The sequence below is a fragment of the Janthinobacterium sp. Mn2066 genome (assembly GCF_049319705.1).
Classification (GTDB): domain Bacteria; phylum Pseudomonadota; class Gammaproteobacteria; order Burkholderiales; family Burkholderiaceae_D; genus Janthinobacterium.
Window position 1 is genome coordinate 82,662 of the sequence record NZ_JBMOUF010000004.1, and the last position, 24,506, is coordinate 107,167.

General features: G+C 60.7%; 24 protein-coding genes and 1 riboswitch. Of the genes, 14 read left to right on the forward strand and 10 right to left on the reverse strand.

Annotated features, from left to right (window positions below; translation table 11 throughout):
* Positions 1–145: 145 nt before the first annotated feature.
* From dapC to ACL9RI_RS08940, 9 genes are all read left to right on the forward strand, one after another.
* Complete coding sequence (gene dapC / locus ACL9RI_RS08900) at positions 146–1,375, forward strand: succinyldiaminopimelate transaminase (protein WP_422726223.1); 1,230 nt, start codon at positions 146–148, stop codon at positions 1,373–1,375.
* A gap of 16 nt (positions 1,376–1,391) precedes the next feature.
* Positions 1,392–2,219: a 2,3,4,5-tetrahydropyridine-2,6-dicarboxylate N-succinyltransferase gene (dapD, locus tag ACL9RI_RS08905; protein WP_422726224.1), complete on the forward strand. Its 828-nt coding sequence runs from the start codon at positions 1,392–1,394 to the stop codon at positions 2,217–2,219.
* Between the two features lie 122 nt (positions 2,220–2,341).
* A complete protein-coding gene (locus ACL9RI_RS08910) occupies positions 2,342–3,901 on the forward strand; it encodes an FAD-dependent monooxygenase (protein WP_422726225.1) in 1,560 nt (519 codons plus the stop codon).
* A gap of 98 nt (positions 3,902–3,999) precedes the next feature.
* Positions 4,000–4,713 (forward strand): hypothetical protein, encoded by a 714-nt coding sequence (locus ACL9RI_RS08915; protein WP_422726226.1) that lies wholly within the window; start codon positions 4,000–4,002, stop codon positions 4,711–4,713.
* Between the two features lie 9 nt (positions 4,714–4,722).
* The gene (locus ACL9RI_RS08920; RefSeq protein WP_422726227.1) at positions 4,723–5,331 is read left to right on the forward strand and encodes an RES family NAD+ phosphorylase; all 609 of its coding nucleotides are present in this window, start codon (positions 4,723–4,725) and stop codon (positions 5,329–5,331) included.
* A 132-nt stretch (positions 5,332–5,463) separates the two neighbouring features.
* On the forward strand, positions 5,464–5,817 hold the full coding sequence (locus ACL9RI_RS08925; RefSeq protein ID WP_422726228.1) for an ArsC family reductase: 354 nt from the start codon (positions 5,464–5,466) through the stop codon (positions 5,815–5,817).
* A gap of 11 nt (positions 5,818–5,828) precedes the next feature.
* A complete protein-coding gene (gene dapE, locus ACL9RI_RS08930; protein ID WP_422726229.1) occupies positions 5,829–6,965 on the forward strand; it encodes a succinyl-diaminopimelate desuccinylase in 1,137 nt (378 codons plus the stop codon).
* A gap of 57 nt (positions 6,966–7,022) precedes the next feature.
* Positions 7,023–7,910, forward strand: coding sequence for a 50S ribosomal protein L3 N(5)-glutamine methyltransferase (gene prmB, locus ACL9RI_RS08935; RefSeq protein ID WP_422726230.1), 888 nt, complete (start codon positions 7,023–7,025; stop codon positions 7,908–7,910).
* A gap of 86 nt (positions 7,911–7,996) precedes the next feature.
* Positions 7,997–9,997: an ATP-binding cassette domain-containing protein gene (locus ACL9RI_RS08940; protein ID WP_422726231.1), complete on the forward strand. Its 2,001-nt coding sequence runs from the start codon at positions 7,997–7,999 to the stop codon at positions 9,995–9,997.
* A 34-nt stretch (positions 9,998–10,031) separates the two neighbouring features.
* Here the strand turns inward: ACL9RI_RS08940 and ACL9RI_RS08945 are convergent, their stop codons facing one another.
* The gene (locus tag ACL9RI_RS08945) at positions 10,032–10,538 is read right to left on the reverse strand and encodes a chemotaxis protein CheW (RefSeq protein WP_422726232.1); all 507 of its coding nucleotides are present in this window, start codon (positions 10,536–10,538) and stop codon (positions 10,032–10,034) included.
* 191 nt (positions 10,539–10,729) lie between these two features.
* Between ACL9RI_RS08945 and arfB the strand changes: the two genes are divergently transcribed.
* Complete coding sequence (gene arfB, locus ACL9RI_RS08950; protein ID WP_422726233.1) at positions 10,730–11,128, forward strand: alternative ribosome rescue aminoacyl-tRNA hydrolase ArfB; 399 nt, start codon at positions 10,730–10,732, stop codon at positions 11,126–11,128.
* Here arfB and ACL9RI_RS08955 read toward each other — a convergent pair.
* Entirely contained in the window at positions 11,125–12,984 is a 1,860-nt protein-coding gene (locus ACL9RI_RS08955) for a flagellar assembly protein A (protein WP_422726234.1), read from the reverse strand. The genes arfB and ACL9RI_RS08955 overlap by 4 nt on opposite strands.
* A 175-nt stretch (positions 12,985–13,159) precedes the next feature.
* Positions 13,160–13,549: a hypothetical protein gene (locus ACL9RI_RS08960; protein ID WP_422726235.1), complete on the reverse strand. Its 390-nt coding sequence runs from the start codon at positions 13,547–13,549 to the stop codon at positions 13,160–13,162.
* Between the two features lie 240 nt (positions 13,550–13,789).
* Between ACL9RI_RS08960 and ompR the strand changes: the two genes are divergently transcribed.
* Both ompR and ACL9RI_RS08970 read left to right on the forward strand, forming a co-directional pair.
* Positions 13,790–14,560 (forward strand): two-component system response regulator OmpR, encoded by a 771-nt coding sequence (gene ompR / locus ACL9RI_RS08965; RefSeq protein ID WP_422726236.1) that lies wholly within the window; start codon positions 13,790–13,792, stop codon positions 14,558–14,560.
* A gap of 16 nt (positions 14,561–14,576) precedes the next feature.
* The gene (locus ACL9RI_RS08970; protein ID WP_422726237.1) at positions 14,577–15,932 is read left to right on the forward strand and encodes an ATP-binding protein; all 1,356 of its coding nucleotides are present in this window, start codon (positions 14,577–14,579) and stop codon (positions 15,930–15,932) included.
* Between the two features lie 49 nt (positions 15,933–15,981).
* On the opposite strand, the gene ACL9RI_RS08975 is transcribed toward ACL9RI_RS08970, so the two are convergent.
* Together ACL9RI_RS08975 and ACL9RI_RS08980 are read right to left on the reverse strand one after the other, a co-directional pair.
* Positions 15,982–16,446 (reverse strand): Imm26 family immunity protein, encoded by a 465-nt coding sequence (locus tag ACL9RI_RS08975; RefSeq protein ID WP_422726238.1) that lies wholly within the window; start codon positions 16,444–16,446, stop codon positions 15,982–15,984.
* A 109-nt stretch (positions 16,447–16,555) separates the two neighbouring features.
* The gene (locus tag ACL9RI_RS08980; RefSeq protein ID WP_422726239.1) at positions 16,556–16,858 is read right to left on the reverse strand and encodes a hypothetical protein; all 303 of its coding nucleotides are present in this window, start codon (positions 16,856–16,858) and stop codon (positions 16,556–16,558) included.
* A 150-nt stretch (positions 16,859–17,008) separates the two neighbouring features.
* Positions 17,009–17,115: riboswitch (TPP riboswitch) on the forward strand.
* A 64-nt stretch (positions 17,116–17,179) separates the two neighbouring features.
* Between ACL9RI_RS08980 and ACL9RI_RS08985 the strand changes: the two genes are divergently transcribed.
* Positions 17,180–19,342, forward strand: coding sequence for a TonB-dependent siderophore receptor (locus tag ACL9RI_RS08985; protein WP_422726240.1), 2,163 nt, complete (start codon positions 17,180–17,182; stop codon positions 19,340–19,342).
* Positions 19,343–19,348: 6 nt separating this feature from the next.
* Here the strand turns inward: ACL9RI_RS08985 and ACL9RI_RS08990 are convergent, their stop codons facing one another.
* From ACL9RI_RS08990 to ACL9RI_RS09000, 3 genes are all read right to left on the reverse strand, one after another.
* A complete protein-coding gene (locus ACL9RI_RS08990; protein WP_422726241.1) occupies positions 19,349–19,885 on the reverse strand; it encodes an AAA family ATPase in 537 nt (178 codons plus the stop codon).
* Positions 19,886–19,890: 5 nt separating this feature from the next.
* Positions 19,891–20,502, reverse strand: a complete 612-nt coding sequence (pnuC, locus tag ACL9RI_RS08995) for a nicotinamide riboside transporter PnuC (RefSeq protein ID WP_422726242.1) — start codon at positions 20,500–20,502, stop codon at positions 19,891–19,893.
* Positions 20,503–20,597: 95 nt separating this feature from the next.
* Positions 20,598–21,116: a DUF2867 domain-containing protein gene (locus ACL9RI_RS09000; RefSeq protein WP_422726243.1), complete on the reverse strand. Its 519-nt coding sequence runs from the start codon at positions 21,114–21,116 to the stop codon at positions 20,598–20,600.
* A 67-nt stretch (positions 21,117–21,183) separates the two neighbouring features.
* Here ACL9RI_RS09000 and ACL9RI_RS09005 point away from each other — a divergent pair, with 67 nt between their 5' ends.
* Positions 21,184–21,798 carry a TetR/AcrR family transcriptional regulator gene (locus ACL9RI_RS09005; protein ID WP_422726244.1) on the forward strand — a complete coding sequence of 205 codons (615 nt, stop codon included), beginning with the start codon at positions 21,184–21,186 and terminating at the stop codon, positions 21,796–21,798.
* Here the strand turns inward: ACL9RI_RS09005 and ACL9RI_RS09010 are convergent.
* On the reverse strand, positions 21,756–22,865 hold the full coding sequence (locus ACL9RI_RS09010; protein WP_422726245.1) for a tetratricopeptide repeat protein: 1,110 nt from the start codon (positions 22,863–22,865) through the stop codon (positions 21,756–21,758). The genes ACL9RI_RS09005 and ACL9RI_RS09010 overlap by 43 nt on opposite strands.
* A gap of 48 nt (positions 22,866–22,913) precedes the next feature.
* Positions 22,914–24,506 carry a tetratricopeptide repeat protein gene (locus ACL9RI_RS09015; RefSeq protein ID WP_422726246.1) on the reverse strand — a complete coding sequence of 531 codons (1,593 nt, stop codon included), beginning with the start codon at positions 24,504–24,506 and terminating at the stop codon, positions 22,914–22,916.

A 24,506-nucleotide genomic window follows, 5' to 3' on the forward strand; every position in this document is an offset into this window, starting at 1 on the left:
ATTTTACCGTACGCAATGCGTACCAACATGGCCGCGTTGCACAACGCCCTGCCCTCAGCTGCCATCAGCACGGCTATAATGGCTGACTGGTTAGCGGCAATGCCGCAGCCCGACTTCGTTCCCACCCTACTGTCCTGGTCAGCCCGTGAATCCACTTCTTGCCAAACTGCAACCATATCCCTTTGAAAAGCTGCGCCAACTGTTTGCCGGCGTGACGGTCAACCCCGACTATGCTCCCATCAGCCTGGGCATGGGCGAACCCAAGCATCCGACGCCACGCTTTATCGAGCAGGCGCTGATCGACAACATCAGCGGCCTGGCCAGCTACCCGACCACCATCGGCTCGGACGCCTTGCGCGGCGCCATCGCCGGCTGGCTGGAGCGCCGCTATGGCATCCCGGCACTGAACCCCGCCACGCAGATCCTGCCCGTGAATGGCTCGCGTGAAGCGCTGTTTGCGCTGGCGCAAACGGTGATCGATCCGACGGCGGGCGCGCTGGTGATCAGCCCGAACCCGTTTTACCAGATTTATGAAGGCGCGGCCTACCTGGCCGGCGCCGAGCCGTACTTCGTCAACTCCGACCCGGCCCGCAATTTCGGCTGCGATTACGACCAGGTGCCCGCTGCCGTGTGGGAAAAAGTCCAGTTGCTGTTTTTGTGCTCGCCGGGCAACCCGACCGGCGCCGTCCTGACCCTGACGGACTGGGAACACCTGTTCGCCTTGTCCGAGCGCTACGATTTCGTGATCGCCGCCGACGAGTGCTATTCCGAGATTTACCATGGCGACACGGCCCCGCTGGGCGCGCTGCAGGCAGCCCACATGCTGGGCCTGTCCACGGTGGAACGCCCGTATGCGCGCCTGGTGGTGTTTTCCAGCCTGTCGAAACGCTCGAACGTGCCGGGCATGCGCTCGGGTTTCGTGGCCGGCGACGCCGAGGTGCTGAAAAAATTCCTGCTCTACCGTACTTATCACGGCGGCGCCATGAGCCCCTCCGTGCAAGCGGCCTCTATCGCGGCCTGGAACGACGAAACCCATGTCGAGGAAAATCGCGCCAAGTACCGCGCCAAGTTCGACGCCATCACGCCGCTGCTGCAAACGGTGATGGATGTGCAATTACCCGACGCCGGCTTTTACCTGTGGGCCGACGTCAGCCGTACCGGCTTGTCCGACACCAAATTCGCGCAACGCCTGTACGCCGAATATAATGTGACGGTATTGCCTGGCAGTTACCTGGCGCGCGACGCGCACGGCATCAATCCGGGCCGCAACCGCATCCGCATGGCCCTGGTGGCCGAAACAGCCGAAGGGCTGGAAGCGACGCAGCGCATAGTAAAATTCTGCCAGCAGCTTTCCGCATCCGCATCAACTAACTAAAGAACACGACTTCATCATGAGCCAACAACTGCAAAACATCATCGACCAGGCCTGGGAAAACCGCGCCGAGATCAACCCGGGCAATGGCAGCGCCGAATTGCGCGACGCCGTCTCCCACGTCATCAATGGCCTGGATAACGGCAGCATCCGCGTGGCGGAAAAAACCACGGGCGACTGGGTGGTCAACCAGTGGGTCAAGAAAGCCGTGCTGCTGTCTTTCCGCCTGGAAAACAACGTCGCCATGCCATCCGATGGCACGATGCAATTCTATGACAAGGTCCCGACCAAGTTCGCCAACTACACCGCAGAAGACTTCGCCAAGGGCGGCTTCCGCGTGGTGCCGCCAGCCGTGGCCCGCCGCGGCAGCTTCATCGCCAAGAACGTGGTGCTGATGCCTTCCTACGTCAACATCGGCGCCTACGTCGATGAAGGCGCGATGGTCGATACCTGGGCCACCGTCGGTTCCTGCGCCCAGATCGGCAAGAACGTCCACCTGTCCGGCGGCGTCGGCATCGGCGGCGTGCTGGAGCCCATGCAAGCAAACCCGACCATCATCGAAGACAACTGCTTCATCGGCGCCCGTTCGGAAATCGTCGAAGGCGTGATCGTCGAAGAAAACTCGGTCATTTCGATGGGCGTGTACATCGGCCAGTCGACCAAGATCTACGACCGCGCCACCGGCGAAGTCACCTACGGCCGCGTGCCGGCCGGTTCCGTCGTGGTCTCGGGCAACCTGCCTTCGGAAGATGGCAAGTACTCGCTGTACTGCGCCGTGATCGTCAAGCGCGTCGATGCCAAGACCCGCGCCAAGACCGGTATCAACGAGTTGCTGCGCGGTATTTAATCGACTCGCTGTAAAGCAATCGCTGCACCCCGAATGTCCCGCTACGGCGGGACATTTTCATTTCCAGGCAGACACTTCAATCGTCACGTCCCCTGGACTCATCCTGTCCTATACTGGATGGCATGAATACTCCTCCCGTCTTGATCGTAGGCGCCGGCCCCAGCGGCCTGATGCTGGCCTTGCGCCTGGCCCACCATGGCATGGCGTGCCGCATCATCGACAAAAATAGCGGCCCCGGCCAGGCGTCGCGGGCCATGGCCGTGCATGCGCGCACCTTGGAGTTTTACCGGCAGATGGGTTTTGCCGACGAAGTGGTGAAGCTGGGCATCAAGATCAATACCGTGCATGTGCATGAAGGGGGCGAAGAGCTGGTCAAGCTGGCGCTGGGCGAAATCGGCGAAGGCCTGAGCCCCTATCCTTTCGTGCTGAGCCTGCCCCAGGATGAGCATGAACGCTTTCTGGTCGGCAAGCTGGCGGACGCTGGCGTACAGGTCGAATGGAATGTCACGCTGGACCTGTGGACGCAGGACGATAGCGAAGTGCAAGCCATCCTGCTCAAGAATGGCGAGCGCCAATATTGCACGTTTAACTATATCTGCGGCTGCGACGGCGCGCGCAGCAAGGTACGCGAGATTGCCGGCATTGAATTATCGGGCGGCACTTACGATCATCTGTATTACGTGGCCGACGCCAAAGTGGCTGGCAGCAATAGCGACTTGCACGCCCACCTGGGCGCGAACAGCTTTGCCCTGATGCTGCCCGTGCGCACCAGCGGCATGCAGCGCCTGATCGGCATCCTGCCCGACCGCCCGCAAGGCGCGCCTGCGCCCGTGTTCGACGATGTGCGCAGCGAGGTGGAAAGCCTGCTCCATATCCAGGTGGAGCAACTGAACTGGTTTTCCACCTATAAGGTGCACCATCGGGTAGCCGAGCGCTTCCGCGACCGGCGCTGTTTCCTGCTGGGCGATGCTGCCCATTTGCATAGCCCCGTCGGTGGCCAGGGCATGAACACGGGCCTGGGCGACGCCGTCAACCTGGCCTGGAAGCTGGCGCAAAAGCTGCACGGCCGCAGCCATGACGCCTTGCTCGATACCTATGAAACCGAGCGCATCGCCTTTGCCCGCAAGCTGGTCGCCTCCACCGACCGCGCCTTCCAGGCCATCGTGGCGCAAGGCGTCACGGGGCAAGTGCTGCGCAAGTGGCTGGTGCCGCACGCCCTGCCGTTTTTGTCCGGCTTCGAAGCGGCGCGCCGCATGCTGTTCAAAACGGTGTCGCAAATCCAGATCAGCTATGAAGACAGCGCCCTTTCCGGCGGCCATGCCGAACATCTGCGGGGCGGCGACCGCCTGCCCTGGTTTTCAGACGGTACGCAAGACAACTTCCTGGCCCTGCGCAGCATGGATTGGCAATTACACATCTATGGCACGCCGGCGCCGGAATTGCTCGATGAGGCGCGTATATTGAAACTGCCCGTGCATTGCTACACCTTCAATGTGGCCGCCAAATTCGCTGGCCTGGGCCGCGATGCCGCCTACCTGGTGCGTCCCGACGGTCATATCGCGCTGGCCCTGCACCAGCAGGAAAGCGGCGCCCTGCGGGCACTGGCCTTGCGGCTGGGCATGCACTTCGGACCAGCAGAAAGCAAGACGGCGCCCCGGCTGGTGCAGGATAAACTGCAATGAGCTTATGACAAATCAAGACCGCACAACTTGACGAACTTTATTTGTTTGATTTGTTTGATGACGTATCCTATAGTGTATCCAGCTCCCAAGGATATGCCATGTCAACAGCCCTGCACAGCGACACTAGCAACACAACAGAAACCAGCGATGACGAACCAGCCGATGCGCCAAATCAGCCAGCGCAACCATCGCTGGCCCAACTGCTGGCACAGACATTGGCCGCCGCACCCGAACCCCTGCGTTTCAACATTGCGCAAGATACCCTGCAGGAAGCTTACACCGCCTTGATCGGTGCCGTGCCGCACGATGACCGCCCTGCGCTGATTGCCCGGATGCGGCACGAGCTCGATATCGTGGCCGAACGGGAGCTGGGCCCGCTCAACGACCAGCGGGCGCACGCGCGTACGCCAGATATCTCCACAGAACAAGTCATGGCAGAACTGCAGTTACAGGAACGGCGGCAGCGAGTCCAAGACGTGGTGTCGGAAAAGCTGTTGCCGGGTGCCGAACTATGCATCCGCCTGGGCGTCACACCGCAGGCGCTCAGCGCCGCGCTGAAGGCCAGACGCCTGTTTGCCTTGCGCGGGCCATCGGGCGACTATGTCTATCCGGCATTCTTTGCCGACCCGCGCCAGGATCGCCATACCCTGGAAAAAATCAGCAAAATCCTCGGCGACTTGCCCGGCGCCGCCAAATGGGACTTTTTTAGCAGTCCGCGCATCTCGCTGGGCGGCAAGTCACCGCTGGAGGCACTGGCCAAAGGCAAGCTCGATGCCGTGCTGGCCGCCGCCCACGCCTACGCCGCCGAATAGAGCTACGCCATGGCAATCCTGCGCCTGCCCCGCCAGCCGCAACTGCCTTCATCGCTCACTATCGTGCAATGCCAACCCGCTACGCTGTACCGGATATCGGGCCATACCAGCGGCGAACCCTATTTTGGCAGGGCCAACACCTATCGTTTTGATGATCCTAATCCGCTGCCATCGGACAGATTCGGCACTTGCTACCTGGGCACGTCGCTGGCAGTCGCGCTCGCCGAAACGCTGCTGCATGACCGCCAGCCCATCCGCAATTGCTTCGTGGTCGAGCTGGCCGTGCTACAGGCTTGCTTCGTGATTCAGTTCGCAGGCTTGCCCTTGACTCTGGCAGACTTGACAGGCCCAGCGCTCAGGCGGCTGGGCGGCCACGCCGAGCTGAGCGGCACATCGTCGTACACCAAGAGCAAGACCTGGTCGACCGCCATCCACGCACATGCAGACAAGGTTGATGGCTTGCTGTATATGTCACGCCACAAGAACGATGAAAAGGCGCTGGTGCTGTTTGACCGCGCCGCGCCCAAGATCGCCATGGCGTCCGTTACGCCGCTGTCAACACACACGGGCTTTGGCCAGGCAGCAACCCTGCTGGGCATCCGTAGCGCGATCCCTTGAGCAAACTGGCTCTTGCTGCACCGCCGCATTGATACACATCAACTGTATAATACGGACCATGTCCGCGTTTTTGCGTTTACGCAAGCGCAGCGATCAAGCAACCCGCATTCATTCCCCTTAGCACACCCCATCATGACGATTACACTCTACGGCATCCCCAACTGCGATACCGTCAAAAAGGCCCGCACCTGGTTGGCTGCGCAGCAACTCGACTTCGCTTTCCATGACTTCAAGAAACAGGGCCTGGAACGCGCCACCGTGGAACAATGGCTGCAGCAATTGCCGTGGGACCTGCTGGTCAACAAGAAAGGCACGACCTGGCGCGCCTTGAGCGATGAGCGCAAGGCGTCCATCACCGACGCCGCCAGCGCAATCGAGCTGATGCTGGAAAACCCATCCATCATCAAGCGCCCTGTGCTGGACAAGGATGGCCAGTTCAGCGTGGCATTTTCGGATGCACAGTACCAAGAGATCTTTGCCATTTAAGCCTTCGCCCCATGACCACCTCCAAAACCCTCGCCCTGACTGAAAAACTGATCGCCCTGTCCTCGGTCACGCCGGACGACAAGGGCTGCCAGCAGCACCTGATCGATCTCCTCACGCCGCTGGGCTTTGTCTGCGAGACGATCCAGTCGAACGATGTCACCAATCTGTGGGCGCGCCGCGGCACCACCTCGCCCGTGTTCGTGTTTGCCGGCCATACCGACGTGGTGCCGACCGGCCCGGTCGAGCAATGGCGCTCGGAACCGTTCATCCCGACCATCCGGGACGGCAAGCTGTATGGCCGCGGCGCGGCCGACATGAAGACCTCGATCGCCGCCATGGTGGTTGCTTGCGAAGAATTCATCGCCGCCACGCCCGATCACACGGGGTCGATCGCCTTCTTGATCACCAGCGACGAGGAAGGCCCGGCCACCGATGGCACCGTCGTCGTCTGCGACAAGCTCAAGGCGCGCGGCGAGCAGATCGACTACTGCCTGGTGGGCGAGCCGACTTCCAGCGGACAACTGGGCGACATGATCAAGAATGGCCGCCGCGGTTCGCTGTCGGGCCGATTGACCATCAAGGGCATCCAGGGCCATATCGCCTACCCGCACCTGGCGAAAAACCCGATTCACGTGGCGGCGCAGGCGCTGGCCGACCTGGTGGCGGAACAGTGGGACGAAGGCAATGAATACTATTTGCCCACTTCCTGGCAAATGTCGAACATCAATGCCGGCACGGGCGCAAACAACGTGATTCCGGGCAATATGGTGATCGACTTCAATTTCCGTTTCTCCACCGCCAGCACGGCCGAGGGACTGCAGGAAAGAGTGCACGCCATCCTCGACCGGCACGACTTGCAATACGCGCTGGAGTGGACCCTGAGCGGCCAGCCTTTCCTCACGCCACGCGGCACCTTGTCCGACGCCTTATCCAGCGCAATCGAAGAAGAAACCGGTATTAGGACGCAATTATCGACCACCGGCGGCACCTCCGATGGCCGCTTTATCGCGCAGATCTGCCCTCAGGTGATAGAATTCGGGCCGCCCAATGCCAGTATTCACAAGATCGACGAGCACATCGACGTGTGCCACATCGATCCGCTGAAGAATATTTACCGCCGTACGCTGGAGCATTTGCTGCCCGAATAAAATACCAGGCCCGCCACGCGGGCCTTTAGCCGTTATTACCGCTCTATCGAGAATGCCATGACACCGAATCCGTTTTCCACGCCACGCGACCTGTTGCGCTACGCCACCACCCGTTTCAACGCCGCCAAGCTGTTTTTCGGCCATGGCAGCGCCGAAGCCTTCGATGAAGCAGCGTATCTGTTGCTGCACACCTTGAAATTGCCGCTCGACAAGCTCGAACCTTTCCTCGACGCCAAATTGCTGCCGTCGGAAGTGGCCGCCGTGATGGCCGTCATCGAGCGCCGCAGCATCGACCGCGTGCCGGCCGCCTACATCACCAGGGAAGCGTGGCTGGGCACCTACAATTTTTACGTCGATGAGCGCGTGATCGTGCCGCGCTCCTTCATCGCCGAGCTGATCCCTGAATACTTCTCGCCATGGGTGCCGGAACCGGAAGCGGTGGAAAACATCCTGGAACTGTGCACCGGTTCGGGCTGCCTGTCGATCATGATGGCCGACGCCTTCCCGAACGCCAGCGTGGACGCGGTCGACATTTCCGCCGATGCGCTGGCCGTGGCCAAGCGCAACGTCGATACCTACAAGCTGCAGGATCGCGTGCAGCTGATCGAATCGGACCTGTACGCCAATGTGCCGGCCAAGAAATACGATCTGATCATCAGCAACCCGCCGTACGTCAACTCCGCCTCGATGGGCGCCCTGCCGCAGGAATACCTGGCCGAGCCGCAAATCGCCCTGGACGGCGGCAGCGACGGCATGGACCTGGTGCGCAAGATTATCGCCGGTGCGGCCGAACGCCTGACCGACGACGGCATCCTGATGATCGAGATCGGCAATGAACGCGCCTACGCGGAAGCCGCCTTTGGCGAACTGGGCCTGACCTGGATCACCACCAGCGCCGGCGACGACATGGTGTTCCTGCTGACGGCTGAGCAGTTGAAGCTGTAAGCGCTACAACGCAGCAATTAAATTCCGGGGTCAGACCCGCCGGTGCTCGGCGCCCCCGTCTTACCCCAGCTTTGAAAAAGAAAAAAATGATACGTTTCATACAAGTAAGCCTGATGCGCGGCATCAAACCGTTGCTCGAACAAGTCGACGTCACCCTTAACCCGGGCGACAAGATCGGCCTGATCGGCGCCAATGGCGCGGGCAAATCGAGCCTGTTCGCGATGATGCGCGGCGAGCTGCATCCTGACCAGGGCGAAATCGATTTCCCGGCCAAGTGGCGCGTGGCTTACGTGGCGCAGGAAACGCCGCCGCTGGACCGTGCCGCGCTGGACTACGCGATCGATGGCGACGTGACCCTGCGCAAGCTGGAAGCGGAACTGGCGCGCCTGGAAGCGGAACCGGAAAGCTCGGAAAACGGTATCGCCATCGGCGAAATCTATAGCGCGCTGGCCGATGCCGACGCCTACACGGTGCAGTCGCGCGGCGAGCAATTGCTGCTGGGCCTTGGCTTTACGCTGGACCAGATGCAGCAGCCTGTCGCCAGCTTCTCGGGCGGCTGGCGCATGCGCCTGAACCTGGCGCAAGCGCTGATGTGCCCGTCCGACCTGCTGCTGCTCGATGAACCGACCAACCACCTGGACCTGGACGCCATCATCTGGCTGGAAGACTGGCTGAAACGCTACGCCGGCACCTTGCTGATCATTTCGCATGACCGCGACTTCCTCGATGAAGTGGTCAACGTGGTGGTGCATATCGACGAGCGTAAATTGAAACGCTATTCGGGCAACTATTCGAGCTTCGAGCGCCAGCGCGCAGCGCAGATGATCCTGGCCGCCGGCGCGCTGGAAAAGCAGCAGCGCAAGCGCGCCCACCTGGAATCGTTCGTCAACCGTTTCAAGGCGCAGGCATCGAAAGCCCGCCAGGCGCAGAGCCGCATGAAGGCACTGGCAAAGATGGAAGAACTGGCGCCATTGCGCGCCGCCGCCGAATTCTCGTTCGAATTCCGCGAGCCATTGTCTGCACCGAATCCCCTGCTGGTGATGGAAGACGTCGATGCGGGCTACAAGATCGAAAACGAAGCGACTGGCGACATCAGCCACAAGACCATCGTCAACGGCATCAAGTTTTCCCTGCAGATCGGCCAGCGCATCGGCTTGCTGGGCCAGAACGGCGCCGGCAAATCGACCTTGATCAAGACCATCGCCGGCGAACTGTCGCCCTTGAGCGGCGACGCCACCATGGGCAAGGGTTTGAACATCGGCTACTTCGCCCAGCACCAGGTGGAAATGCTGCGCCACGACGAATCGCCGCTGTGGCATCTGGCCAAGATTGCACCGACCACGCGCGAGCAGGAATTGCGCAACTTCCTGGGCGGCTTCAACTTCCCCGGCACCATGGTGACCAGTTCCATCGCGCCGTTTTCCGGTGGTGAAAAAGCCCGCCTGGCGCTGGCGCTGATCGTCTGGCAACGCCCCAACCTGCTGCTGCTCGATGAACCGACCAACCATCTGGACCTGGAAACGCGCGAAGCGCTGACCGAAGCGCTGGCCCAGTTCGAAGGCACGCTGGTGGTGGTATCGCATGATCGCCACTTGCTGCGCGCCACCACCGATGAATTCATCATCGTTGCCGACGGCAAGCTGCAGCCGTTCGATGGCGACCTGGACGACTACAAGGATTGGCTGTTCAAGACCAAGCTGGGCAAGGGCACCGACGTGTTGCCGGCCGCCGGCAAGGCCAACAAGACCGATTTCCCGGTGACGCCTTCCGTGCCTGCGCCGGCAGCGGCCAGCGCGCCTGCCGCGCCGGTGCGCGACAAGCGCAAGGAAGCCGAGGAGCGCCAGAAGGCGGCAGCGCTGCGCAAGCCGATCGAAAACAAGATCAAGCGCCAGGAAGAGCAAATCGCCAAGCGTAACGCGCAAAAAGAGGAAACCGACGCCAAGCTGGCTGAGCCGACCATTTATGACGCCGCCAACAAGGCCAAGCTGAAGCAATTGCTGGCTGACCAGAGTTTCTTCACCAAGGACCTGGCGCAGCTGGAAGCGGAATGGCTGGACTTGCAGGATCAGCTCGAAAAGCTGGGCTGACAGGCAAACAGGAAGGCGGCTCGATGAGCCGCTTTCAGGCCGCCTGCATCGGGCCGGGATGGGCGTCGGGGTTGGGCAGGCGGATCGCCATCAATCTGTCGATATCGACCAGGATCAGGCGGCGGCCGTCCACCACGCCCACGCCCAGCAGGTAGTCGGCTTCCGCCGCACCCAAACCGGCCACGGGTGTGATGTCGGCCGGCGCCAGGCTGACGATGTCGGTCACGCCATCGACCACCATGCCCATCACGCAAGCGCTCAACTGCAAAATAATCACATCGGTGGACGGGTCGGGCGCGTCCTGGGCGCCACCGAACGCGGCACGCATGTCGACGATGGGGATGATCACGCCACGCGACACGGCCACGCTTTGCAGCACCTCGCCTTGCGAGGAAAAGCGATCGAGTTCCTTGAGTGGGCGCAACTCTTGCACGTTGCCGTAATGCAAACTATATTCCAGGCCGCCCAAGCGAAAACTCAGGTATGGCGCGCGCAGCGTGTCCGCCATCATCACCGCGCCAGGCGTCGTCGTGGGATGCATGATATTCCTTTCATCCGGTAAGTACTTGCCAGGATGCGCAGTAGCGCAAGACTGGGGTCATACTAACCAGCATCGGCTACCACGACGTTGAGGAACATCAATTTTTCCGAAATGCAAGTCTTTCCCGGCGTCCGCCATGCCGCCCGGCGTCTTCCATTACAATGGGACCATTGTTTTTGATCAATCAGGCCATGCAACACCTCGTCAATCCCGCCGACGTCGAATTTTCCGCCATCCGCGCCCAGGGCCCGGGCGGGCAAAACGTCAACAAGGTGTCTTCCGCCATCCATCTGCGCTTTCCCATCGCGGCCTCTTCCCTGCCGGAAGCCTGCAAGGAACGCTTGCTGGCCCTGCGCGACAGCCGCATCAGCAAGGATGGCGTGCTGGTCCTGAAAGCCCAGCAATCGCGCAGCCAGGAACAGAACAAGGAAGAAGCCTTGCGGCGGCTGCAGGAAATCATCGACAGCGTGACTTTCCTGCCCGCCATCCGCCGCCCCACCAAGCCCACGCGCGGCGCGCAGCGGCGCCGGCTCGACAGCAAGAGCACGCACAGCCTGCTCAAGCAGTCTCGGGGGAAGGTTCGCGATTAAGCTGGCGGAGCGTAAGTCCAGTCGAGCGCCCCGCTGCTATCGGCAAACACGGCTTGCGTGGGCGGCACGGCGCTGCGCAGCAGGGCGCGGATTTCTTTCGGTGGCCGGTCATACACCCTGGCAAAACCGGGCGGCACCGTCATCGCGCGCACGCTGGTGTCGCCATCGACCAGGCCCAGCACGCAGCGCGACTGGCCGGCCGTGGCCAGCCTTTCCTGCCGCGCCTGCTCAGCCAGCGCCAGCATCTGCGCCTGCAGGATTTCCGATTGTTTCACTTCCAGCCGCAGCCGCGCCACTTCCTTGAGCACGGGCGCGATGCGGGCCGCCAGCTTGTCGTACGGCGCTTGCTGGGCCGGCTGCAACACCAGTTCGCCGCGCCGCAGCTGGCCGGCCAGGGTCAGGTAGTTGCGCACGTCGGGAAGTTGCGCGATGTCATCAATTTCCTGCTGCCGCTTGCGCTGCACCTGTTCATACTGGGCGGCACGGGCCAGGTTGTCCGCAATCTTTTGCTCCAAGCCGCTTAAATCGGGCACCAGCGGATACACCAGCATTTCCACGTGCTTGCGCGGCCCCGCGCTGCCGATGCGGATATGGCGCGCCGCCACCGCGCAGCCTTCGGCCAGTTCGATGACGACCTCGTCGGCAATGATGTCGCAATTGCTGGCATGGTCGATCACCACGCGCGTGCCGGAAATAACGCAGCTTTCCGCCCGCTGCAGATGCACCTCGCCCTGCAGCGCCTGCACCACGGAACCGGACGCCACGCCGTCGACTTGCACATTGCCATGCTCATTGAAGGCGGTGCCGCCCACCAGGTTACTGTGCAGCAATATCAAGCCGCCATGCGAATGCAGATGGCCATACACGTCGCCGTGGATGGTGATGTCGCTGCCGTCGAGCATGCGCTGCTCCTGCACTTCGCCGTATTCCTCGTAGGCGGCGCGCAGTTTCAAATTACCCGTGGTGCGACTGCTGACGCCTTCCCGGCTGACGATTTTATTGTCGATCGAAATCTTGCCGCCGCCATCGACATTCACATAGCCCTCCTGCGTGGCCACCAGGTAATCACCGTCGCTGAAATGCTCGACCGCCGTGCCGCTGCCCGCCACCGCAGCCAGGTCCACCTCTTGCGGCGCGGGCGGCGGCAAGATATTGCCGGCCAGGTCATAACCGTGCAAGCCGGCCACCGCCGGCAGCTTGCGCAGCAGGCGTGCATGCTTTTTCACCTGGGGAAACCGGTTTTTAAAGCTGAGCAGATCGAAGCGGCCATCGGCCAGCTCGCGCGGCGCATCGTCGCGGTGGATGCCTTGCGACACTTCGACCAGTTGCCCGTCGCGCCCCGGCTGCGGCGCCAGTACGCGCGCCACCGTGATGCGCTCGGCCTTGCCCGATTCGATGATGGCCCGCACGCTGGCACTATCGATACCGTAGTGCACGCCCTTGCACCACAGATCGGCCACCAGCTCATCGAGATCACGCCGCAAGGGCAGCAAACCGTCCGCATCGGCAGGCAGCGGTTCAAAATAGAACTCGGCCGTATCACCGCGCAGCTTGATGCTTTTATACAGGGCGCGGCGGGAAGCGGGAAAGGCGGCGATGCGGGCGGCGATGCGCAGCAGGGCCTCGCTGCGGGGCGCCGCGCGGGGCGCCGGTGCGTGGAACAGGGTCAGCAGGAATAGCGGATAGTCGAGCCCCTCCAGCAGCCGGCCGGACTGGAACAGCTGGTCGACGGCGGTACGCAATTGCGCAGGCGCCAGAGACAGGTCCAGGAACACCCCTTCCTTGCGCTGGATTATGCCGTTCGGCAAATCACCTGCGGCAGCCGCATCAGGCACAGGCGTATCGTCGTCGCTCACCACTTTCCTCCACATCAAGAAAACTTGTCGGAATGCACAGGAACAATAGCATGCGGCGCGCCTGCGTGCCTGCCCATGAAAAAAATGTGGTGCGCAAAAAAATATAACGCCGATATAAAAAAACCGGGCCTCGTTAATAACAAGGCCCGGTTTTAATAAAACAATGGAAACGTGTTTAACGCCGTGGCGGATTGGCGTAAATGTCCTGCCCCACTTCATTAATCTGGCGGCGCAGATCGCGGCGTTCATCCGGTGTCATGCGGCCATTACGGCGTGACGCATCGACACCTTCATTGGCACGGCGCTGCTCGTCATTACGGGTATCAAAACTGCGTGCGTCACGTTGATCGCGGATGCGCGTATCATTGACCTTGGGCGTCTGTTCGAAACGCTGGCTTTGCAACTGTGGCGGCTCTTCACGGCGCGGCTGCGGCGCCTGGGCATGGGCCACGCTGGACACCAGAACGGACGTCAACGCACAGCCAGCGACGAATGCAGACAGCACGGCACGTGCAGAAACCAGTGCGCTAGGAGCGGCGTGAATTTTTTTGCTAACGATATTCATTGAGTTCCTCTTCCGCAATGCCGTAAACATGAAGCTGTAAAGCCATGAAGCTGTAAAGCATAAAGCTGTAAAGCCATAAAGCTAATTCCACTATGGCACCCAGTGTATGATGCTTTAGACGGTGCAGTAAGAGTAATTGGGTAAAGTTTGTAACAGTTTGTAATGGGTCAACATACCCATTTCCCACTGCCGCGACAGGCGTTACTATATCAACTAAATCAAGATAACACGACACCTTAAATGACCACAACCTCCTCATCCGGCACTAATACAACAACGCAATCGACGCATGGCCACCAGGCAAAAATCATGGTCGTCGATGACGACGTGCGACTGCGCGATCTGCTGCGCCGGTATCTGACCGAGCAGGGTTTTAATGTCTTCACGGCAGAGAGCGCCACAGCCATGAACAAGCTGTGGTTGCGTGAACGCTACGATCTGCTGGTGCTCGACCTGATGTTGCCAGGTGAAGATGGCCTGTCGATCTGCCGCCGCCTGCGCGGCGCCGGCGACCAGACGCCGATCATCATGCTGACGGCCAAGGGCGAAGACGTGGACCGCATCGTGGGCCTGGAAATGGGCGCCGACGATTATCTGCCGAAGCCGTTCAACCCGCGCGAACTGGTGGCCCGCATCGGCGCCGTGCTGCGCCGCAAGGGTCCCGATGAAATTCCGGGCGCGCCATCGGAAACGCCGCAAACCTTCGAGTTCGGCGAATTCGTGCTCGACCTGGGCACCCGCACCCTGAAAAAGAATGGCGAAACGGTGCCGCTGACGACCGGCGAATTTTCCGTGCTGAAAGTGTTTGCCCGCCATGCGCGCCAGCCGCTGTCGCGCGAAAAACTGATGGAACTGGCGCGCGGCCGCGAATACGAAGTGTTCGACCGCAGCCTGGACGTGCAGATTTCGCGGCTGCGCAAACTGATCGAACCAGATCCGTCGAGCCCGCTGTTCATCCAGACTGTCTGGGGCCTGGGCTACGTGTTCATCCCGGACGGACAGCCGCGCTGATCGCAGGCGAGGCACAATGAAGCTTGTTCCCGATATCAGTCTGGCGCGGCTGAAAAGTGGCCTGTTCTGGCGCACTTTTCTGCTGCTGGGCACCCTGACGACGGTCAGCATGAGCACCTGGATCGGCATGATTTCCGTGATCCAGCGCGAGCCGCAGGCGCAGCAGATTTCCGCCCAGATTATCTCGATCGTCACCATCACGCACGCGGCGCTGACGCACTCGGCGCCCGAACTGCGCCGCGAGCTGCTGTTCGACCTGGTCAGCAGCGAAGGCATCCGCATCTTTTCGCTGGAAGACGACGACCACGTCGATCCGCCGCCCGACAATTATTTGATGCCCGAAATCGAAACCCTGGTGAAAGCCAAGCTGGGCAAGGACACGCGCTTTTCCGCGCGCGTCAATGGCGTGGCCGGCTTCTGGATCAGCTTCAAGATCGACGACGACGAATACTGGCTGATGCTGGACCGCGAACGCCTGCGCGGCCTGACGGGCTTCCAGTGGCTGGGCTGGGCCAGCCTGGTGTCCTTGCTGTCGCTGCTGGGCGCCGCCATCATTTCCAGCCTGATCAACCTGCCCCTGTCGCGCCTGACGGCGGCCGCACGCGATATCGCCAAGGGCAAGCAGCCGACGCCGCTGCCGGAAAAAGGCCCGATCGAAATCATCGAGGCGAACCGCAGCTTCAACCAGATGGTCGACGATCTGAAGCAGGTGGAATCGGACCGCGCCGTGATCCTGGCCGGCATTTCGCACGATTTGCGCACGCCGCTGGCGCGCATGCAGCTGGAAGTGGAAATGGCCAACCTGTCCGATGAAGCGCGCGAAGGCATCCAGTCGGACATTGGCCAGATGGACGCCATCATCGGCCAGTTCCTCGACTATGCCAAGCCGACGGAAGCGTCGAGTTTTCTGGAAGTGGACTTGAGCGGCCTGCTGTCGGACCTGGTGCGCGAAGCGATGCGCCTGCCCGATGTCAAGGTCACGGCCGAGATAGCGGAAGGCGCGCATGCCATGGGCAACGCCACCGATCTGCGCCGCGTGCTCAACAATCTGGTGGAAAATGCGCGCCGCTATGGCAAGACGGAAGGCAGCGACATCACCGAGATCGATGTCGCCTGCCAGGTGAAAAGCATCCACGGCGCCAAGCGCGTGGTGATTGAAGTGCAGGACCATGGTCCCGGCGTACCGGCCGACAAGATCGAGCAAATGCTCAAACCCTTTACCCGCCTGGACTCGGCGCGCGGCCAGGCCAATGGCGCCGGCCTGGGCCTGGCCATCGTTGACCGCGTCTTGCTGCGCCACGGCGCCGAACTGCAGGTACGCAACCGCGAAGGCGGCGGACTGGCGTTCCAGATCAGTTTGCCGGCGGTATGACATACCGGCGGGCTGCCGGGGCAGGCGCCCTGGCAGCTCCATCGTTTATTTATTGCGTCAGCAGCTTGCTCATCAACAATTCCGTCGCCCCATAACCGTACAGGGAATCGCTTTCCAGCCCCGGCGTATCGAACGGCACGGATTCCTCGCGGTCCAGCTTGGCCGGATCGGCGTCGGCATAGGTAGCGCGCCAGGCGCGCTGCAAGGATTCATTGCGACGGATAAAGGCTGGCATCGGCCACGCCTCGCGCTGCCATTGGCCACTAGCGCCCAGCAGGGGCCAGCGCTCGTTGAGCAAGGCCATGTCGCCCGTGCGCAAACGCCGCACGGCTTGCGACGGCAATAATTGCTCCAGTTCGGCCAGCGAGGGCAGCACATCGCGTTTGGGCCCGAACATATACGCCAGCATGATGCGGCCGGCCGGCGCCGTGCGCGCCACCACGCCGACGGCATAACCGCCGCCCGTCAAGGGCACGGCAAACCAGCTGCCTTCTCGGTATGGCAAAGACTTCATAAAACCCCTGAAAAAAATGTTAAATGGAACAGGGGCGTAGTTTACGCGAGCCGGCGCGCCAGTGGCGCATGGTACGCCAGGGCATCAAACCATTAGTTACTCGTCTGATTTATATCTTCTCGTCGTAGTGATATTGCGCAACGATCGGACCGGCCTTGAACAAGGCTTCCTTCATTTCCTTGTCCAGGCGCGCGTCGCGGCGGCGCATCCATTCGAGCAGCATGGATGCTTCCTTGCGGCTGGTATCGCCGGCATGCGCGAGCACGCGGCGCAATTCCGGGTCGGTGCAGGCCTCGAAGCGCTGGCTGTTCAGGTCCAGCGCCTGCAGGCTGGCGACCAGGGCGCCAATCGCCCGGTGCATGTCCAGCGCCGTGGCCGGTAAATCGGATTCTTCGAGCGGGAGGGCAGTCATGCGTTTTCCTTCGGTTGCAGGGTCAATCGGACATCATCTGCGCTGCATTTTCCACTGCGCGCCTGAAAATCTCAAGCGCTACCTCGTGCATGGCATCTGTTGTAAAACCGTCAGCCAGGGGGACAGCCTGCCCTGCTTCATGCTAAGCTGTCACTTCGCTAGGGGTCCTGGAAACCGTATCAACGTTTTCCGGGTGAGAGATACCCTTCGTACCTGATCTGGATAATGCCAGCGAAGGAAAGCGCAAAGTACCTCCCTCCTTTGATAGCTCCCGCGTTGGCGCCAGCCGAACAAGCAGTCTTGCCGCACCACGAGCCATCAATGCCTACACCGAACTCATCTTTAAACGTATCTGTTTCCGTCCTGACCCTGGCCATCCTGCACGCGTTTGCCGCGCCCGCATTGGCCGCCGATAATGACAACGCCGCCAGCGATCCGCAAAACATGGCCGAAGTGGTCGTCACGGCCAGCAAGGCGCCGGCCGACAGGCGCGCCGCCGTCGGCGGTTTTAGCGATGCGCCGCTGCTGCAAACACCGGCCAGCGTGACCGTCATTTCGCAAAAAGACCTGCAGGACTTGCAGATCCGCAATACCAGCGACGCCGTCAAGCTGGACGCCAGCATCAACGATTCCTACAACGCCGTCGGCTATGCCGAGCAATTTTCGATCCGCGGCTTTACCCTCGATAACAACTCCAGCTACCGCAAGGATGGCGTGGCGATTCCCGGCGACACGCAAATTCCGCTGGAAAACAAGGAACGCATCGAAGTGCTGAAAGGCCTGGCTGGCTTGCAGGCGGGCATGGCCGCGCCGGGTGGCGTGATCGACTACATCGTCAAGCGCCCCACCGCCACGCCGCTGCGCACGGTCACCGTGGAAGAACGTGAACGGGGCACCCTGTATGGCGCGCTCGACCTGGGTGGCCGCCTGGACGACCCGCGTTTCGGCTACCGCATCAACCTGGCGGCCGAACGCCTGCGCTCGTACATCAAGGGCGCCGATGGCAACCGCAAGTTCATTTCGGGCGCCTTCGACTGGCAGATTTCGCCGCAAGCCTTGCTGCAACTGGACGCCGACTACCAGGACAAGGCGCAAGTGACGGCGCCCGGTTTCCAGCTGCTCGGCAACGGCAGCCTGCCCTCGCATGTCAGCGCCGACACCATGCTCAACCAGCAGCCATGGACGCATCCGGTGGAAACCGTCACCGCCAATCTCGGCCTGCGCTTCCAGTACGCCTTCAGTGACGACTGGCACGCGACATTAAGCGCCAACCAGCATTCGTTCAAGCGCGACGACTACACGGCTTATCCGTATGGCTGCAGCCCGGCGGGCGACGCCCCCGTGTTTTGCAACAATGGCGACTTTTCGGTCTGGGATTACCGCAGCCTGGGCGAGACCAAGAAACCGCTGAGCGCGCAAGCCATGCTCCAGGGCAAATTTGCCACCGGCAGCCTGCGCCACGAATTCACGGCCGGTATCTCGACCTTCCACCGCAAGGATAGCGCCGGCAACTATGTGTACGATGAAACGGGTATCAGCAATATCTACCATCCGGTGATCGTGCCCTCCTCGCCAGGCGTGACGGGCCCCGTGCGCCTGGTGCGCAAGGACCAGGAAAACTCGGTCTTCGTGCAAGACATCGTCAGCCTGGCAAGCAACTGGAAACTGCACGCCGGCTTGCGCCATATCAGTGTCGATGGCTACCAGTACATCCTGGCGGCCGATCCTGCCGACGCGGAAGTGCGCTCCAAACACAGTTTCCTGTTGCCCAATGCGGCGCTGGTCTACAACCCGCTGGACAACGTGGCCGTGTATGGCGCCTACTCGCAAGGCATGGAACATGGGGGTGTCTCCAGCATCTACACGGCCTTGCCCAACGTGGAATTATCCCCGAGCCGATCGACGCAGGTCGAGTTCGGCGTGAAAGCCGACCTGACACCGGACTTCATGCTGGCCGCCAGCCTGTTCCAGATCCGCAAGGGCCTGGAGTTTGTCAACGCCGACAATTACTTTGTGCGCGCCGGCCAGGCCCAGCACCGTGGCCTGGAATTATCGGCCCAGGGCAAGGCTTCAAGCGACCTGCGCCTGAGCGCATCGGCCACCTTGCTGAACAGCCAGCAATCAGGCACGGGCAGCACGGACCTGGACGGCAAGCGCGTCGCCAATGTGCCCGCCTTCAAGACGACAGTCCACGCCGACTATACGGTGCGGCAAGTGGCGGGCCTGTCCGTCAACGGCAGCTGGGAATATGCCGGCAAGAAAGCCTTCGACTCTGGCAATACCGTCTTCGTGCCTTCGTATAACGTGTTCAATCTGGGCGCCGCCTACGCCACGCAGATTGCCGGCACGCCCGCCATCGTGCGCGCCACCGTCAACAATGTGTTCGACAAGTTTTACTGGCGCGACGTGACGCCGCAGGCAGGCGGCTACCTGTTCCCGGGCGCCAGCCGCACCTTGCGCGTATCGGCCCAGTTCGACTTTTAAAACAGATTAGCGTGCTGCCAGCGCAGCGTCGATCAGCGGCATGGCGATTGCCATGCGCTGATCAAGCGAGCCTTGCAGCAACTGGTAAGGAATCTGGCGTTCAGCCAGCTCCGCCAGTAAATTGCGGTAGATCAACTGGCGCACGGCTTCCGACTCGCGCTGCAAGCCATCCGGTACCCACGGCGTATCGGGCGCCGTGACCAGAGTCACATCGTAGCGGGCAGCCTGTGCCAGCGCCGCCAGCGCGGCGTCTTCGCCAGCAAAATAATGCCGGCTGTAAATCACCGTGATCAGGGGCGTGGTGTCGCAAATCAGTACATCGCGCGCGGCCGCCATCGCCTCGTCTTCGCGCGCCAGCTGCGTGCTGGCAATCAAAAACTGGTCATCGGCGAGCGGTACCCTGCCCCGCGTCTCGACGAATTCGCGTAAATATTCCGGCACCCAGACAGTGTGAAAATGCGCCGCCAGCGCGGCCGCCAGGGTCGATTTGCCCGATGATTCGGCGCCCAGTATGGCCACGCGCAGCGGCGGCGGGCTGGTCAAGCCGCTCACTTCAAGACCATCGCGTCGGGCGCGGCCGGCGCAGAATTTTTCCAGGCCCGCCAGCCGGCCGCCGCCATCAGCACAAAAATGCCATACAGCACGGCCGTCAGCGGCAAGCCCTTATGGAGGTACAGGGCCACGTACAGGATATCGACCACGATCCAGACGATCCAGTTTCCCAGCTTCTTGCGCGACAGCAGGAATTGCCCCACCAGGCTGCCGGCCGTCAGGAAACCATCGGCATTGGGCACGTCCGTGTCGGTCGAGGTCAGCAGCCAGGCGATCAGCGCAAAGCCGATGGCCCAGGCGACGATGCTGGCCAGCCAGCCGCGCCATGTCAGCACGGTGACGGGCAGCACGGGTGCGCCATTGTCCGGGTGCAGCCATTGGTACCAGCCCCAGAACGAAACGCTGATAAACACCAGTTGCAAGACCATGTCGCCATACAAACGCGAATCGAAAAAGACAAAGCCGTAAGCGCCCGAGGAAATAATCCCCAACAGCCAGGCCCAGTGATTCTGGCGGATATTGAGTCCAACGGTGGCGATCGCCAGGACAAAGGAAATCAATTCTAGCGGCGTGGTAGTAAAACCCAGCAGGAGGAGCGAGTCGTTCATGAGATCGGAAAAAGGGCGGCAGGGCGCGCGGGATGAGGCTGGTGGTGCAGTATGCAATACCGGGCTTGAATAAGCAAGATTGCATGCCCGCTAGCTCAGATAAAACCGCCCTTCACCGCGCGCGCCAGCGAACGCTGCACGATCAGCTTGTGAAACGGCTTGATCAGCACGATATAAGCGCGGCCCACCTTGTTATGGCAATGTACGACGCTCGACATCGTGATACTGCCATGCGGCCCAGCCTGGCGGTTACGCAGCAGGGACAATCGAAAATCGAGGTGGCTGTCATCTTCACCCACAATGATTTCATCGTCGGTGACAGCATAAATACGGAAGATGCCGATACGGCCGCCCTCGCTGCTCGCCAGCTGCGTGGCAGTCTTGATGCCGAAGGGCTTGACGATGGCGTCGCGCACCCTCATCAGGGACTGCGCCCAGGCCGGCTGGCTGCCCAGCACATGGCGCCCCAGGCTGTCCATCGGCATCTGGTTCGCCTGCTGATGCGGCAAGTTCACAGCATACGCGTCGGCCAGGTTGCTGCCCGCATACAGGTGCGCGATGCTGCTCTCTGGCGGCATCGCCACGGCGCGTACGCCAGGGTTCATCGCTTGCATGGAATCCTCATGTTTTCAGTGATAACATGGTGATCATACAGCACAATGTGAACACCGATAACATTAAATGACAGTACACTATCACCATGGCAACCTGCGCGACACCCTGATCGCGGCCGCCATTGCACAACTGGCGCAACAGAACGATGCGGCCATCTCGCTGCGCGAACTGGCGCGCACCGTAGGCGTATCGATCGCCGCCGTCTACCGCCATTTTCCCAGCAAGGAAGCCTTGCTGGCGGAAGTCGCCGCCGCCGGCTTTGCCGCCATGATCGCCAAATGGGACCAGCAATTGCCGCCGCCAGGCAGCCTGCCGGCCGAACAGCGCTTTCAATTGCTGGGCCAGCTCTACATCGAATTCGCCCTGGCCGCGCCCGCCCATTACCGCTTGATGTTCGAACACCAGGACGTGCGCCCCTACCCTGCCCTGCAAGAGGCGGCATTGGCTTGCTTTGACTACGTGCTGCAGACGGCGGGCGCAGCCGTGCGCGAAGCGGGCGTCGACCCGCGCTGGGAACGGGCCGCCGCCAGCGCCGGCTGGTCGCTGGGCCATGGCTACGTAATGCTGCTGTTGAGCGGCCGCCTGGCCATGGCCGACGGCGGCAATGAATTGTCGCCTGCACTGCTGCCACGGTTTTTTCAATTGCCGGTGGAAGCACTGACGCCTGCACCGCTGTCCTGAATCCTCTGCATATTCCCTTGAGATATAGTGCCTGGATTCGGGATGGCGGGCGGTGGGCGGACGCCCAGGGCGGCACGCAGCAGGGTATCCCTGTCGCCATTCCAGGGTGGCAGGTCAGCAGGGGGCAGCGGCAAGACCTTGTCCAGATTAGGAAAGCGTGCATTGGGATTGAATCCCAGTTCACGATTTAGTACTCCATAGCGTTCCGCCCGCGCTTTATCAATATACGGAACCAGCATGTTTGCAAGATCAAATGGATCGCCGAATTCAATCTCCAGTTTGTTTGCGCATTTTCCACAGCCGAATGCTACTCCGCCATGTAGCACTTTAAGAGCAAGTGCTTTAGTTTCTGGCGTACGCGGCCCGCTAACTCTCCCTGTAGTCATTCTCGGGGAGGCATACATATAAGATAGATTATATGCAACCGGTCCGTACCCTTGGGAAAATGCACATTCCATCATTTTTATTGCGATAGGAATATTAGCCCAATACCCTGCGCCTTCATTTGCAGGCCCCACATTTAGTTTATCTGACAAAAAATCCATCGCTTGCGGATTTCCCATCTGCGCCGCCTTTTGCCAGAATGCATAAGCGCGAGTGCTATCACCGTTGACGCCCGTGCCATTCGCGTAATACGTTCCCATCCTGTCATATGCCGCAGGTATCCCGAGCCGCATCGCCTTTTCCACCAACAGCACCGCCTCTTCCTCACCATACAAAGGGTCGCGCCCTTCCACATACAGGCTGGCCAGATTGAGCATCGCCTTCCAGTGCAATCGCTCTGCCGCTTGACGGGTCAGATCGACGATTTTTTTGTAGTCGCGGTCTTCCACGAAAATTTCAGGATCTTCCAGGGCGCGTGCTTCAAGAAACCAGTCCTCGGCTTGCGCATCGATGGGCGGCACCTTGCTTGCCTCGGTTTCACAGATAAAATCCGCGACATGGGGATTGAAAAGGGGCAGGCTTTGGTTGCGTGGCAGGACTTTGTCGTCTGGTATTTTGCAGGCAAGCAAAGAAATGCAGCACAAGAAGATCAGCGACGTGAGACGCCGTCTGGTGGCAGCCATTCTGGATTGATTCCTCTCCATTGCGTCCTCCATCGCTGCGGCATTGCGTTATACAAGATCAGGAATGGAGTCATCCATCAAATGCCATGTCACCTCGTCCTCTGGCAAATCCAGCAGCCAGTCGCGGCGCGGTCGCGGGAACGGCGCGCCCTGGGTCAGCCACGCCTGGCGCCAGTATTGATTGACAATCGCCTGCAACGGATGGTCGGCCGCTACCCACGGCTGCCAGACGCCGCTGACAGGACAGTCCTCGCCGCCAGTGCAGCTCAACCATGGCTCGGGCCGCGCCACCTCGCGCAGCAAGCCGTGCACCGCGCGCGGCTCCACTGCCCCATGGTTGTGCCGTATCGTCAGGCACTGCTCCCACGTCACGGGGCCATATCGGCTATTGCCAGCGGCATCGAGCACGCTGAAATGGCGGAACGCTACGCCTTTGCGCAATAGCCGGGCCGGCTCCGTCAAACCCTGCCCGGCGGCAGGTTGCCAGTATGCCGAAAATAGCGCGGCCGGCGCGTCGCTGTGCAAGCCGGCAGGACGCAAAGCATAGTCGGCGGGCAGGAAATACGGTTCTTGTAACAGCGACGCGGCGCTTGGCTTCGGGATGGCGAGTGGTGGGCGGACGCCCATGGCGGCATGCAGCAGGGTATCCCTGTCGCCATTCCAGGGTGGCAGGTCAGCAGGGGGCAGCGGCAAGACCTTGTCCAGATTAGGAAAGCGTGCATTGGGATTGAATCCCAGTTCACGACTAAGTACGCCATAACGTTCCGCCCGTGCTTTATCAATATACGGAACCACCATGTTTGCAAGATCAAATGGATCTCCGAATTCAATCTTGAGTTTGTTTGCGCATTTTCCACAGCCGAATGCTACTCCCTCATGTAGCACTTTAAGAGCAAGTGCTTTAGTTTCTGGCGTACGCGGCCCGCTAACTCTCCCTGTAATCATTCTCGGGGAGGCATACATATAAGATAAATTATATGCAACCGGTCCGTACCCTTGGGAAAATGCACACTCCATCATTTTTATTGCGACAGGAATATTAGCCCAATACCCTGCGCCTTCATTTGCAGGCCCCACATTCAGTTTATCTGACAAAAAATCCATCGCTTGCGGATTTCCCATCTGCGCCGCCTTTTGCCAGAAGGCATAAGCGCGAGTGCTATCGCCATTGACGCCCGTGCCATTCGCATAATACGTCCCCATCCGGTCATAAGCCGCCGGTATGCCGAGCAGCATCGCCTTTTCCACCAATAGAACCGCTTCTTCTTCACCATACAAAGGATCGCGCCCTTCCACATACAGGCTTGCAAGATTGAGCATCGCCTTCCAGTGCAATCGCTCCGCTGCTTGACGCGTCAGATCGACGATTTTTTTGTAGTCGCGGTCTTCCACGAAAATTTCAGGATCTTCCAGGGCGCGCGCTTCAAGAAACCAATCTTCGGCTTGCGCATCGATGGGCGGCACCTTGCTCGCCTCGGTTTCACAGATAAAATCCGCGACATGGGGATTGAAAAGTGGCAGGCTTTGGTTACGTGGAAGAACTTTGTCGTTAGGCATTTTGCAGGCGATTAAAGAAATATTCAGGAATACTGCCAAGATAAAAAATGACAGGGGAAGGGAGAATTTTTTATACTTTTTCAT